At 68.9% G+C, this 13,058-nt stretch carries 14 protein-coding genes; 7 read left to right on the top strand and 7 right to left on the bottom strand.

Annotation, left to right across the window (positions count from 1 at the left end; translation table 11 throughout):
• Positions 1-22: 22 nt before the first annotated feature.
• The 3 genes from QFZ27_RS02595 to QFZ27_RS02585 are packed head-to-tail and all read right to left on the bottom strand — an operon-like array spanning position 23 to position 3,564.
• Positions 23-925, bottom strand: coding sequence for a carbohydrate ABC transporter permease (locus tag QFZ27_RS02595; RefSeq protein WP_429224523.1), 903 nt, complete (start codon positions 923-925; stop codon positions 23-25).
• Complete coding sequence (locus QFZ27_RS02590) at positions 912-1,859, bottom strand: carbohydrate ABC transporter permease (RefSeq protein WP_429224522.1); 948 nt, start codon at positions 1,857-1,859, stop codon at positions 912-914. The genes QFZ27_RS02595 and QFZ27_RS02590 overlap by 14 nt, the downstream gene beginning before the upstream one ends.
• A gap of 52 nt (positions 1,860-1,911) precedes the next feature.
• Positions 1,912-3,564, bottom strand: a complete 1,653-nt coding sequence (locus QFZ27_RS02585; RefSeq protein WP_429224521.1) for an extracellular solute-binding protein — start codon at positions 3,562-3,564, stop codon at positions 1,912-1,914.
• 211 nt (positions 3,565-3,775) lie between these two features.
• On the opposite strand from QFZ27_RS02585, the gene QFZ27_RS02580 reads away from it, so the two are divergent.
• Together QFZ27_RS02580 and QFZ27_RS02575 are read left to right on the top strand one after the other, a co-directional pair.
• The gene (locus tag QFZ27_RS02580; protein ID WP_429224520.1) at positions 3,776-5,590 is read left to right on the top strand and encodes an extracellular solute-binding protein; all 1,815 of its coding nucleotides are present in this window, start codon (positions 3,776-3,778) and stop codon (positions 5,588-5,590) included.
• Positions 5,591-5,726: 136 nt separating this feature from the next.
• Entirely contained in the window at positions 5,727-6,044 is a 318-nt protein-coding gene (locus QFZ27_RS02575; protein ID WP_429224519.1) for a hypothetical protein, read from the top strand.
• Between the two features lie 47 nt (positions 6,045-6,091).
• Here the strand turns inward: QFZ27_RS02575 and QFZ27_RS02570 are convergent, their stop codons facing one another.
• Both QFZ27_RS02570 and fumC read right to left on the bottom strand, forming a co-directional pair.
• Positions 6,092-6,313, bottom strand: coding sequence for a ribbon-helix-helix domain-containing protein (locus tag QFZ27_RS02570; RefSeq protein WP_429224518.1), 222 nt, complete (start codon positions 6,311-6,313; stop codon positions 6,092-6,094).
• A 20-nt stretch (positions 6,314-6,333) separates the two neighbouring features.
• Entirely contained in the window at positions 6,334-7,737 is a 1,404-nt protein-coding gene (gene fumC, locus QFZ27_RS02565; RefSeq protein ID WP_429224517.1) for a class II fumarate hydratase, read from the bottom strand.
• Between the two features lie 175 nt (positions 7,738-7,912).
• Here fumC and QFZ27_RS02560 point away from each other — a divergent pair, with 175 nt between their 5' ends.
• From QFZ27_RS02560 to QFZ27_RS02540, 5 genes are all read left to right on the top strand, one after another.
• Positions 7,913-8,974, top strand: coding sequence for an SDR family oxidoreductase (locus QFZ27_RS02560; RefSeq protein WP_429224516.1), 1,062 nt, complete (start codon positions 7,913-7,915; stop codon positions 8,972-8,974).
• Between the two features lie 115 nt (positions 8,975-9,089).
• The gene (nthA, locus tag QFZ27_RS02555; protein WP_429224515.1) at positions 9,090-9,737 is read left to right on the top strand and encodes a nitrile hydratase subunit alpha; all 648 of its coding nucleotides are present in this window, start codon (positions 9,090-9,092) and stop codon (positions 9,735-9,737) included.
• Positions 9,734-10,393, top strand: coding sequence for a nitrile hydratase subunit beta (gene nthB, locus QFZ27_RS02550; protein WP_429224514.1), 660 nt, complete (start codon positions 9,734-9,736; stop codon positions 10,391-10,393). The genes nthA and nthB overlap by 4 nt, the downstream gene beginning before the upstream one ends.
• A complete protein-coding gene (locus QFZ27_RS02545; RefSeq protein WP_429224513.1) occupies positions 10,380-10,760 on the top strand; it encodes a nitrile hydratase accessory protein in 381 nt (126 codons plus the stop codon). Before nthB ends, QFZ27_RS02545 begins: the two co-directional genes overlap by 14 nt.
• Before the next feature lie 21 nt (positions 10,761-10,781).
• A complete protein-coding gene (locus tag QFZ27_RS02540) occupies positions 10,782-11,168 on the top strand; it encodes a RidA family protein (protein ID WP_429224512.1) in 387 nt (128 codons plus the stop codon).
• A 138-nt stretch (positions 11,169-11,306) separates the two neighbouring features.
• On the opposite strand, the gene QFZ27_RS02535 is transcribed toward QFZ27_RS02540, so the two are convergent.
• Together QFZ27_RS02535 and tmpA are read right to left on the bottom strand one after the other, a co-directional pair.
• Complete coding sequence (locus QFZ27_RS02535) at positions 11,307-11,864, bottom strand: HD domain-containing protein (protein WP_429224511.1); 558 nt, start codon at positions 11,862-11,864, stop codon at positions 11,307-11,309.
• Positions 11,861-13,009: a 2-trimethylaminoethylphosphonate dioxygenase gene (tmpA, locus tag QFZ27_RS02530; RefSeq protein ID WP_429224510.1), complete on the bottom strand. Its 1,149-nt coding sequence runs from the start codon at positions 13,007-13,009 to the stop codon at positions 11,861-11,863. Before tmpA ends, QFZ27_RS02535 begins: the two co-directional genes overlap by 4 nt.
• Positions 13,010-13,058 lie beyond the last annotated feature (49 nt).

Raw genomic sequence — 13,058 nt, 5'->3', positions numbered from 1 at the left:
ATGACAGATGAGGGAACGAGTTTCAGCCCTTCACCGCCCCCAAGGTCAGGCCGCGGACAATGTAGCGCTGGGCCAGCAGGGCCAGCAGCACCGGCGGGATCATCGCGATCAGCGCCCGGGTCGCCATGAACCAGAACTGCACGCCGCGGGTGTCGACCGCGCCGGCCATGTGGGCGGGCATCATCTTGGTCTCGGTGATGCCGAGCGACGACGAGAACAGGAACTCGTTCCAGGCGAAGGCGAAGATGATCATGGCGGTGGCCGCCACCGCCGGCGCCGCCAGGGGCAGGGCGATGCGCAGGAAGGCCTGCCAATGCGACGCGCCGTCGACCAGCGCCGCTTCTTCCAGCTCGACCGGCAGGTCGAGGAAGGTCTGGCGCAGGATGACCACGACGAAGGGCAGGATGAAGGTGGCGTTGCACAGGATCAGCGCGGTCTTGCTGTCCAGCATGTCGAGCGACCGGAACACGATGTAGAAGGGCAGCAGCGTCGCCACCGGCGGCAGCACCCGCTGCGACAGGAACCAGATGGTGATGTCGCTGTTGCTCCAGAACCGGAACCTGGCCAGCGCATAGGCCGCCGGCAGCCCGAGGGCGAGGGCCAGGGCGACGGCGCTGAGCGACACGATCAGGCTGGTCTGCAGCGCGCGCCAGCCCTCCGGCGTGCTCAGCTCCACCGCGAAGTTGTTCAGGGTCGGCTGGAAATCGAGCCAGGGGATGCCGAGCCCGGCCACGGTGAAGGTGTCGGCCGGGTTGCGCAGCGCGGTCGAGATCGCCCAGTACAGCGGGAAGAAGAACACGACCGTGACCGCGATCGCCACCAGCGACCACAGCGAATCGGCCATGCTGCTGCGCCGCCCCATCGGCTTGACCCGGTCGACCGGAGCCTCGCGGATCGGCGGTGCGGTGACCTCAGGCGTAGACATTGCGCACCCGCTTGAAGAACAGGGTGACGATCGCCATCACCACGGCCAGCAAGGTCAGCGCCAGGGCCGAGGCGTAGCCGACGTCGAAGAAGCGCAGCCCGGTGCGGAAGGCGAGGTAGGAGACCGACTGGGTGGCGTTGCCGGGCCCGCCCACGGTCAGCGAGGCGACAACGTCGAACACCTTCATCGCCTCGGCCAAACGCAGCAGCAGCACGATGACGATCACCGGCGTCATCAGCGGCAGCACCACCCCGGTCCAGATCCGGAAGCTGGACTTGGTCTCCAGCCGCGCCGCCTCGATCAGGTCGTCGGGCACGCCCTGCAGCCCGGCCAGCAGCACCAGGAAGCAGAACGGCGTCCATTGCCAGATGTCGACGATCATGATCGACACCAGGGCCCAGCCCGGATTCGACAGCCAGGGGATGCCGGTCCAGCCCAGAGGCCCGCCGGCCTCGTAGAAGATGGTGAAGAACAGGTACCCGGCCGCCACCGGCGTGGCGAAGATCGGCAGGATCATGATCGTGCGCAGGATGCCGCGGCCCGGGATGCTGCGGTTGAACAGGAAGGCCAGCAGCAGCCCGAGCCCCATCTCGACGCTGACCGAGACGACCACGAAGATCGCCGTCACCCGCGCCGCCTCGTGCACCTGCGGGTCGGTGAAGACGCGGGCGAAATTGCCCAGGCCGACGAAGTCCCAGGCGTTGACGGTCTCGCGCGTCACCTCGGTCCTGGTGCGCGGCGTGCCGTCCGCCTTCAGCATCGGTTTGCCGCTGGCATCCAGCCGCGGCACCTCGACGCGGGTGGTCACGGTCTCGGTCTTCACCGTGTGGAACGCGGCGTAGACGGTGTAGAGCGTCGGGAAGATGGTGAAGGCCAGCACCCAGGCCACTGCCGGGGTCAGGAACAGCAGGCGGATTCGTCCGGTCCAGCGCATCGTGCCGTCTCGTCCCCCTTCCCGTTATGCTTCGGCGCAGATCGTGCCCGGCCTATTCGCCCTTCCAGCCGATCGCCGCCTGGTAGTTCTTCAACTGCTGGTCGCGGCCGAGGCGGTCGGTGATCTGGTCCCAGGCCACCGCGGTGTCGTCCAGCGCCTGCTGCGGTGTCTTCGACCCGCTCATCGCCGCCGACAGGTTGCTGTCCAGCGCATCGTAATACTCCTGCGTGCCGGTGATCCGCATATACGGCAGCATGGTCTTGGCGTTGTAGTTGCTGTGGTACGCGTCCAGGTACTCCTTCACGTCCTGGGGGTCCCATTTCAGGGCGGATTCGGTGTAGTCGGTCAGCTTCGCCTCGCCGGTCGGCTCCAGCCATTGGTAGGAATAGCCGGGGTCGACGCCGTCCCAGCCGATCGTGGCCAGGAACTTCTGCGACGGCTTGATCGCCATCAGCGACAGCAGGCTGTAGGCCGCCTCGGGAGACTGGCCGAGCGACGACACGACGCCGTGCCAGGACCCGCCGGTGACGTTGCCCACCTGCCGCGGCTCCTTCACCGTGACGAAGGTCTTCTGCTCCATGTCCCAATAGGTGTCCGAGGCCGGCAGGGCCGCGGAGCCGAGCTTGCCGCGGATCTTCGACCGCTCCGGGTCCTGCGCCAGCGCGCCGACATCGCCATAGGAGAAGTTGAACACCGCCTTGCCGCGCAGGAAGAAGTCCCAGGCCTCGCCCAGGCTCCAGCTCACCTGCGCCGGCGGGCCGAAGGCGGCCAGCTCCTTCAGGAACTCCAGCGCCTTGACGTGGCCCGGGCTGTTGATCAGCGGCTTCATGTCGACCGGGTCGAACCAGTAGACGTTGTGGGTCCGGTCCAGCTTGTCGCCCGGCGTCATGGCGAAGGAGGTGGCCAGCGTGGTGAAGTGGTACAGCCCCTGCTCGCGCACTTTGAGGTGCAGGACGGCGCCGCTGTCCGGCTCCGCATCGTTGCTGTCGAAGTTCTTGCCGTTGAAATACTTGGCGATGTCACGCAGCTGCTGCAGCGTCTTCGGCGGCGCCGGCATGTCGTAGCCGTACTCCGTCTTGAACGCCGCCTGGTGCGTCGGGTCGGTCAGCAGGTCGCGCCGATAATACAGGATCTGGCCGTCGGCATCGCTGAGCACGCCGTAGCCGACATTGTCCCAGGTGTAGATGTTGCGCAGCGCCGGCGGCATCACGTCGTAGTCCCATTTCGGGTACTCGCCGCTCTTCTTCCACTCGTCCACCGGCAGGATGTATTTGCCGGCGATCAGGTCGCCGTAGAAGAACGCTCCGACGATGATGGCGTCGTACTCGCCGGTGCCGTTGCGCAGGTCGAGGAAGGTCTTGGTGTAGAGCTCCGAGATCGGGGTCAGCGCGATGTTCAGCTTGGCGCCGGTCAACTCCTCCCAGATCGGGCGGAACATGTAGATCGGGCCGGAGATGCCGCCCTTGGGACCGGAATCGAGGCTGAGGATGGTGACCGTCTCGCCCTCGAAGGGCTTCTGGCCGGGTCCGAAGAGGGAGCCCAGCTCCTCCTTCGTCGTCTTGATCTCCATCCCGTATTCGGGATCGGATTTGAGCGTCACCGTGCCGTCGTCGTGCCAGGTGACATGCGGCGTGTCCTGCGCGACGGCCGGTCCGCTCAGGACGACCAGCACCGTCGACAGCAGCAGTGCCCTGCTGATGGCCATGGTTTCCTCCCCCTGTGACATTGCCGGACACTGTCCGGTCAGCTTCGATCCGTGGACCCGCGCTGAACGCAATTCGCATTCATTATGTCAGGCGAAATCGTGCGATGATTGCGCGGCGCTTGTCAAGCGAGCCCTCCGGCGTATCGGCCTTGCGCCGGCGCCCTTCGGCGGGAAGACTGCGCCCCATCGATTCCCCGCCCGGACAAGCCGCATGCGCGCCGCCCGCCTCCTGCTCCGACTCGCCCTCGCCGTCCTGCTGCTTGGCGCCCTGCCGGCGGTTGCCCAGACGCAGGCGCCGGGCGGCGGCATCGCCATGCATGGCGAACCGAAATACCCGGCGGATTTCGCCCATTTCGCCTATGCCAACCCGGACGCGCCGAAGGGCGGCGAGCTGCGCCAGGCGGTGGTCGGCAGCTTCGACACGCTGAACCCCTTCATCATCGGCGGCCAGACCGACCAGGTCCGGCTGATCGTGCCGCCCTACAACTTCGCCAGCCTGATGACGCGCGGCTGGGACGAGCCCTTCACGCTCTACCCCTATGTCGCCGAACGGGCGGAGATGGCGGAAGACCGGCGCACGGTCACCTTCTGGCTCAACCCCAAGGCGGTGTTCCATGACGGCACGCCGGTCACCGCGGACGACGTGATCTTCACCTGGGCGACCCAGGGGACCAAGGGCCTGCCCAACACCCGCACGCTCTATGAATCGATGGACGGGATCGACCGCATCGACGACCGCACGGTGCGCTTCCGCTTCAAGGAGGGCGGGGCGCGCGAGAACCCGCTGGTCGTCGCGATGCAGCCGATCCTGAGCAAGGCCTGGTACACCAGCCACCCGTTCGACCAGCCCAGCCTCGATCCGCCGCTCGGCGCCGGCCCCTATGCGATCGGCGCCGTCGATGCCGGGCGCAGCATCACGCTGAACCGGGTCAAAGACTGGTGGGGGGCGGACCTGCCGGCGATGCGCGGCCTGTACAATTTCGACACGCTGCGCTTCGATTTCTACCTCGACGCCGACACGGCGCTGGAGGCGTTCAAGGCCGGCGCCTACAACTGGCGGCGGGAACGCGATGCCGAGAAATGGGTCAGCGGCGCCTACGACTTCCCGGCGGTCCAGGACGGCCGCGCCACCATGCTGACCCTGCCGCATTTCCGGCCGGTCGGGATGATGGGCTTCGCCATGAACACGCGGCGGCCGCAATTCGCCGATCCGCGGGTGCGCCGGGCGCTGATCCTGGCCTTCGACTTCGAATGGATCAACAAGACCCTGCTGGGCGGCCAGTACAAGCGCGACGACAGCTACTTCGCCAATTCGGCGCTGGCCGCTACCGACACGCCGCAGGGGGCCGAGCTGCAACTGCTGGAGCCGTTCCGCGACCAGCTGCCGCCGCAGCTCTTCACCGAGCCCTACACCCTGCCACCGAGCGACGGCAGCGGCCGCAGCCGCGAGAATCTGCGGGCGGCGCAGGCGCTGCTGGCCGAGGCCGGCTGGACCATCAAGGACAATGTGCTGGTCGATGCCAGCGGCAACCCGTTCCGCTTCGAGATCCTGCTGCAGAACAAGGGCTTCCAGCGCATCGCCCTGGCCTATGCCGACCAGCTGCGCCGGCTGGGCATCCAGGCCACGATTCGGCTGGTCGAATCCGCGCAATACGCCAACCGCACCGAGGGCTACGATTTCGACGTGATCCTGAACACCTGGATCTCCACCCTCTCGCCCGGCGTGGAGCAGTCGCGCTACTGGGGCAGCGGCTCGGCCGACGTGCCCGGCACCCGCAACTATCCGGGGGTGAAGAGTCCGGTGGTCGACGCCATGATCAAGGCCGTCAACGCCGCTCGCAGCCAGGAGGAGCTGCAGGCCGCGGTGCACGCGCTCGACCGGGTGCTGCTGTGGGGCAACTACGTGGTGCCGCTCTACTATCTCGACCGCGATTATATCGCCTATTGGGGCGATCTCGGCCGCGTCACCAGCGTCAACCCGACTTATGGCACGGTGCTGGAAGCCTGGTGGTCGAACGACAAGTAGCGGCGTCCTATCGTCGGCGCGGATAGGCGCAATTCTTCATAATTTTTTGGGAACTTGGTCCGCGGCCATGGGTTTCCCGGACACCGCTCCGGTTCGCTTCGGAGCGGCTCGTTCAGGAAGCCCAAAGGAGTTTTTCGTGAAGCGCATTGTTCTCGCCGCCGCCATTGCCATCCTCACGGCCTCGCCGGCCTTCGCCGGATGCACCGAGGACGCTCAGGCCCAGGCCCAGAAGATCCAGACCCTGACCCAGGCCACGATGACCAAGATGCAGGCCGGGGCCACGAAGGACGAGCAGTGCTCGGCCAGCAAGGAGCTGATGGACGAGACCAAGACCCTCGTCGCCATCTACAAGACCTGCAAGTCCGAGCTGAGCCTGACCGACGCGCAGATCCAGCAGGTCGACCAGCAGGTTGCCACCGGCGACCAGTCCTACGCCGCGCAATGCGGCGGCTGATCTCCCTGGCCTAATCGTGAAAAGCCCCGACCGATCGGCCGGGGCTTTCAGATCTCCCGCTCCAGCGCCGCCTGCAGGACCGCGGTCCTCAGCGCGCTGGACAGGTTGCCGTCCGGGTCGCGGGCGGCGTCGACCGCCTCGACCAGGCGGTTGACCGGCAGGCCGCGCGCGGCGGCCAGGCGGGTGAGGGCGTTCCAGAAGGCCGGCTCAAGCGACACGCTGGTGGCGTGGCCGGCGATGCTGACCGACCGCTTGCGGACGCCGCTCACCCCGTCTCAACCGACGCCGGTCAGGCGCTCGGGCCGACCATTGTCTCCGGCCGCACCCACTGGTCGAACTGCTCGGCGGTCAGCAGGCCCAGCGCGATCGCCGCCTGCTTCAGCGTGGTGTTCTCGGCATGCGCCTTCTTCGCCACCTTGGCGGCGTTGTCGTAGCCGATATGCGGGTTCAGCGCCGTCACCAGCATCAGCGATTCGTGCAGCAGCTGCTCGATCCGCTCGGTCCGCGCCTCGATGCCGACGACGCAGTTGTCGGTGAAGCTGCGGCAGGAATCGGCCAGCAGGCGGATCGACTGCAGCAGGTTGTAGATGATCACCGGCTTGAACACGTTCAGCTCGAAATGGCCGTTCGAGCCGGCGATGGTGACGGTGACGTGGTTGCCCATCACCTGGGTGCAGACCATGGTCATCGCCTCGGACTGGGTCGGGTTGACCTTGCCCGGCATGATCGACGAGCCGGGCTCGTTCTCCGGCAGGTGGATCTCGCCGATGCCGCACCGTGGGCCGGAGCCGAGCATGCGGATGTCGTTGGCGATCTTCATCAGCGACACGGCCAGAGTGTTCATCACGCCCGAGGCCTCGACGCAGGCATCATGCGCGGCCAGCGCCTCGAACTTGTTCGGCGCGGTCTTGAACGGGAAGCCGGTAATGCTGGCAGCGTGCGCCGCGAAGGCCTCGGCGAAGCCCTCCTTGGCGTTCAGCCCGCTGCCGACGGCGGTGCCGCCCTGGGCGAGGTCCAGCAGATGCGGCAGGCAGCCCTTGACCCGGGCGATGCCCAGCTCGATCTGGCGGGCGTAGCCGGAGAACTCCTGGCCCAGGGTCAGCGGCGTCGCGTCCTGCAGATGGGTGCGGCCGATCTTGACGATGTCCTTGAATTCGGCCGATTTGGCGGCCAAGGCGCGGTGCAGATGCTCCAGGCTCGGCAGCAGCTCGTGCCCGATCTGCTCGACCGCGGCGATGTGCATCACCGTCGGAAAGCTGTCGTTCGAGGACTGGCCGCGATTGACGTGGTCGTTCGGATGCACCGGCTTCTTCGAGCCGATCTCGCCGCCCAGGATCTCGATGGCGCGGTTCGAGATCACCTCATTGGCGTTCATGTTGGTCTGGGTGCCCGATCCGGTCTGCCACACCACCAGCGGGAAATGGTCGGCCAGGGTGCCGTCGATCACCTCCTCGGCGGCGGCGACGATGGCGTTGCCGACCGAAGGATCGAGCTCGCCGAGCGCGACATTGGCCAGGGCCGAGGCCTTCTTCTGGATGCCCAGCGCCCGCACCAGCGGCGCCGGCATGCGCTCGCCGCCGATCTTGAAGTTCTGCAGGCTGCGCTGGGTCTGCGCACCCCAGTAGCGGTCGGCCGGCACCTCGACGGCGCCCAGGCTGTCGGTCTCGGTGCGGAATGCGATTTCGGCGGCCATCGGACGGCTCCGGTGTTCCAGGTTGTCGGTCGGCCGGTTTGCTAGCACGAATGCGGGTGTTGGGGTAGCGCCCGGCGGCCGTTCGCTGCCCTCCCGCGGGTGCGTCATTCCAGGGTGCGGTCTGGATCGGGACGGGCGGCATGCCCAGATCATCTCGGCAACCCGAGGACTTCCCATGACCCCATCCGCTTTGATCGTCGGCGCCGGCGGCATCGTCGGCAGCGCCACCGCTGCCCTGCTGGCCGGGGAGGGCTGGCGCGTGGCCGGCCTGGCGCGCCGGCCGCCCGACCTGCCCGGCGTCACGCCGCTGGCCGCCGACCTTATGGACCCGGCGTCGCTGTCCGACGCCCTGCGCGATGCCACGCCGTCCCTGGTCGTCATCGCCAGCTGGCTGCGCCAGCCGACCGAGGCGGAGAATATCCGCGTCAACGCCACCATGGTCCGCAACCTGCTGGACGCGCTGCGGCCCGCCGGCTCGGTCCGCCACGTCGCGCTGGTCACCGGCCTGAAGCACTATCTCGGGCCGTTCGAGGCCTATGGCAAAGGCGCCCTGCCGCAGACCCCGTTCCGCGAGGAGCAGGGCCGGCTCGACATCGAGAACTTCTACTACGCGCAGGAGGATGAGGTGTTCGCCGCCGCCGCGCGCGACGGCTTCCGCTGGAGCGTGCACCGACCGCACACGGTCATCGGCAAGGCGGTCGGCAACGCCATGAACATGGGGACGACGCTGGCGGTCTACGCAACGCTCTGCCGCGAGACCGGCCGGCCGTTCCGTTTCCCCGGCGTGGCGGCGCAGTGGGACGGGCTGACCGATATGACCGATGCGCGGCTGCTGGCCCGGCACCTGCTGTGGGCGGCGACCACCCCGGCCGCCGCCGACCAGGCGTTCAACGTGGTCAATGGCGACGTCTTCCGCTGGAGCTGGATGTGGGGACGGATCGCCGGCTGGTTCGGCCTCGACGCCGAGCCCTTCGACGGCACGGTCCGGCCGCTGGAGCAGCAGATGGCCGATGACGCGGCCGCCTGGCGGGAGATCGCGGCCCGCCACGGCCTGGCCGAGCCCGAGATCGGGCGGCTGGTCTCGCCCTGGCACACCGATGCCGATCTCGGCCGGCCGATCGAGGTGGTGACCGACATGTCGAAGAGCCGCCGGCTCGGCTTCACCGCCTATCAGCCGACCGACGACGCCTTCTTCGACCTGTTCGGGCAGCTGCGGCGCGACCGGCTGATCCCCTGACGGGACAGGCTGCGCGGATCAACCGCTCGACCGCGCCGCCTGAACCCGGCATTGTTGCGCATACCCATCCGGCCCCCGCCGGCCCCCGGCGGATCCGATGCAGCGGAACACGCCCATGCCCGATCCTCATCATCACGACCACGACCACCACGACGGCAGCGACCTGCCCGAGATCGCGCTGCGGGTGAAGGCGCTGGAATCGATCCTGGTCGAGAAGGGCTATGTCGACCCGGCCGCGCTCGACGTGCTGATCGAGACCTATGAGACCAAGATCGGCCCGCGCAACGGCGCCCGGGTGGTGGCCAAGGCCTGGACCGACCCCGCCTATCACGAGCGCCTTCAGGCCGATGCCAGCGCCGCGATCGCCGAGCTCGGCTTCGTCGGCCGCCAGGGCGAGCACATGGTCGCGGTCGAGAACACGCCCGACACCCACAACCTCGTCGTCTGCACCCTGTGCTCCTGCTACCCCTGGCCGGTGCTGGGCCTGCCGCCGGTCTGGTACAAATCGGCGCCCTACCGCTCGCGCGCGGTGATCGACCCGCGCGGCGTGCTGGCCGATTTCGGCGTCACCCTGCCGGCCGAGACCCGGATCAGGGTCTGGGATTCGACCGCCGAGACCCGCTACCTGGTGATCCCGATGCGCCCGGCCGGCACCGAGGGCTGGGGCGAGGACGCGCTGGCCGATCTCGTCACCCGCGACAGCATGATCGGCGCCGGCATCGCGCGGACCCCGGAGACCCGAGGGTCGGAGGCCACGCGATGAACGGCGCCCAGGATCTCGGCGGCATGATGGGCTTCGGCCCGGTGATGCCGGAGCCGGAGGATGTCCGCTTCCATGCCGAGTGGGAGAAGCGGGCCCTGGCCCTCACCCTGGCGGCGGGTGGTCTGGGCCGCTGGAACATCGACATTAGCCGGCATGCGCGCGAGACGCTGCATCCGGCCGACTACCTGTCCTCCAGCTATTACGAAATCTGGACCAAGGGGCTGGAGAAGCTGCTGCAGGGTGCGGGCCTGGTCTCGGCGGAAGAGCTGAAGGCCGGGCGCGCGATCGATCCGCCGGTGCCGGGCCTGCGGGTGCTGCGGGCGGACCAGGTCGCCCCGGCGCTGGCGCGTGGCAGCAACTACCAGCGGCCGGAAGCGGCTCCGGCGCGCTTCGCCGTCGGCGACGTGGTGCTGACCCGCAACGAGCACCCCACCGGCCACACCAGGCTGCCGCGCTATGCCCGCGGCAAGGCGGGCGAGATCGAGCGCGTGCACGGCGTCTTCGTGCTGCCGGACAGCAACGCCCATGGCCGCGGCGAGAGCCCGCAATGGCTCTACACCGTGCGCTTCGATGGGCGCGAGCTGTGGGGCGAGGCGGCGGACCCGACCCTGACCGTCTCGATCGACGCCTGGGAGGGCTATCTTGAGCCGGCATGAGGCGGTGATCGCGGCACTGGACGGCGCCGCACCGCTGCCGCCGAGCGATGCCGGCGGGCCGGTCTTCGCCGAGCCCTGGCAGGCCCAGGCCTTCGCCATGGCGGTGGCACTGCACCAGCGCGGCATCTTCACTTGGGGCGAATGGGCGGCGGCGCTGGCGGCGGAGATCGCCCGGGCAGGTGAGCCCGACGACGGCAGCCGCTACTACGAGCACTGGCTGGCGGCGCTGGAGCGTCTGGTGCTGGCCAAGGGCGTCGCCGATTCCGAGGCTTTGGGCCGGCGCAAGGACGCCTGGGACCGCGCCGCCCGGGCCACGCCGCATGGCGCCCCGATCCTGCTCGAGAACGATCCGCTGTCCGGCCACTGAACCGACACCAGGGGAAGACCCATGACCATCCAGCTGCACAACCCGGCCGGCGTCGCCGCGCCGTTCTCCCGCTACAGCCACGGCGCCTCGGCCCCGGCCGGCGCCCGCTGGCTGCACATCTCCGGCCAGGTCGGCGCCACGCCGGACGGCACCATTCCCGATGATGCCGAGCGCCAGTTCGAGCTGGCCTGGGACAACCTGTTCGCCGTGCTGGCGGATGCCGGCATGGCGGTGACCGACCTGGTCAAGGTCGACGGCTTCATCACCCGGCCGGACCTGGTGCCGCTGTACCGCACGGTGCGCGAGCGGCGCCTGGGCGGCTACGCCACGGCCTCGACCCTGGTGGTGGTCGCCGGCCTGGCGGTGCCCAGCCTGCTGGTCGAAATCCAGGCGGTCGCGGCGCAGTAGAATCCAGAGCGAGGACCAGCAATTCAAAGGCGTCATCGCGAGGAGCGAAGCGCCCCCTTTTGAGCTTAGAAGGGGCGATCCAGCGGCTCGATTCCTGGATGGCCACGCCCCTGCGGGGCTCGCCATGACGGCTATGGGTTAGCCCGCTAACCCCGCCTTCGCCACCATGAGGATGCGATCGCGATAATCGGCGACGGCGCTGACCTTCAGCCCGTCGACCTTGCCGCCATCGTCCCAGCGCCGCAGCCGCACCGCGGCGTCGACATGGGGGTGGCGGGCGAATTCGGCGGCCTCCGCGGCGTTCATCGGCCCGCCCTGCTTGGCCAGCGAATGGACCGAGGCGGCCGACAGCACGTCCAGGTAGCTCGGCTCGACGGCGCAGAGATAGCGCTTGGCGGCGACGTGCAGGCGGACCGGCTCGCTGACCTCCGGGCTGAAGCGGGCGGCCAGCCAGTCGCCGCCGGCGCCGTCATGCTTGTGATAGCCGAAGGCGTCGTCGGCCAGCTCCAGGAAATGGCCGATATCGTGCACCAGCGCGGCCACCACCAGCGTGTCCGGCGCGCTCTCGTGCTCGGCCAGGGCGGCGGCCTGCAGGCCGTGCTCCTGCATGGTCACGCCTTCGCCATAGGTGTTGTGGCCATGGGCGGCGAACAGGTCCTCGATCTCGGCCAGCAGCGGATGCAGGGTCTCGGTCATCGGGCCGCCTCCAGGCTGAACAGGGTGCTGGTCAGGCCGTCCTTGTCGGCGTAGCAGCCCTGCAGCCAGCGGCGCCCGGCGGAGAAGCCGCGGCGGCCGTGCAGCACGCGCTGGTTGTCGACGATGAACAGGTCGCCCGGTGCCAGGCGGAAGCCGACCGTCAGCCCCGGGTCGTGCAGCAGCCGGCCGAAGCGGCGATAGGCGTCGTAGAACGGGCCGACCTCGTCCGGATCCAGGTCGAACGGCGCGATCGAGCGGTTGTTGTAGCGCACTGCCGCCAGGTCACCCTCGGCATCCAGCTCGATCAGCGGCGCCCGGTTGCGTAAATCCACCTTGCCGGGCTCGACATAGCGGAACGGCACCGCCCTCCGGGTAAGCAGGGCGAAGGCGTCCGGCGTCTCACGTCGCAGCCTCTCGGCTGCTGCGAAGCCGTCGACCACCACCGACTCGCCGCCCTCCGCTGCCGCCTCCAGGCAATGCAGCAGCTGCAGCTGCGGCACCGGATCGCGATACGGGTTGTCGGTGTGGTTGCCCAGCGACAGGGCGGTGAAGGCCAGGTTCTGAGGCTTGTCCACCGCCACCACGTCGAACAGCCGGCCGTAATTGGTCTCGCGCACGAAGCCGAACAGCTCGACCACCATGCAGACCATGCCCGGTTCCGCCGGCACACCGCGCAGCAGGGAAAAGCCGTGGTCATAGGCCTGGCGCAGCCACGCGGCGCGGGCGCCGCCGTCGCTGGTCACAGCGGCGTAGTCCCCGGCGGGCAGCGCGAGCGACGAACCCCACAGCACCGGCCGGCGCCTGCGCTCGGCGCGGGAGGCCGGGTCCAGCGCATGGGCGCGCAGCCATGCGGCGTCGAAGCGCGCCGGGGTGTCGAAGCCGGTCAGGTGGATCTCGACCGAGCCCTCGGCGGACACGGCGACGCTGCCGATGGCGATGCCGTCGGGTAGGTCGATGGCGTCGAACAGGCGCTGCCCGTCCGGCCGGTCACGGCGGTCGGGCCGGTTGTCGGCCAGCCAGATCGCGGGATAGGGGCTCTCGCGCCCGTCCGACCAGCGGATGGTCAGCCGGTCGGCGGTGTGGGCGAGGGCGGCGATCCGCACCGTATCAACGACGGCGGGCGAAACGGCAAGGGCGGTGGGCATGGCGGCCTCGGCAGGGATGGCTGGCGTCGACGCTGCGCCGTCCTTGTGC

This window comes from Inquilinus ginsengisoli (assembly GCF_050434925.1).
GTDB classification, from domain to species: domain Bacteria; phylum Pseudomonadota; class Alphaproteobacteria; order DSM-16000; family Inquilinaceae; genus Inquilinus; species Inquilinus ginsengisoli_B.
Note: the sequence above shows the minus strand (reverse complement) of the source record. Positions and strands in the feature narration are given on the sequence as shown.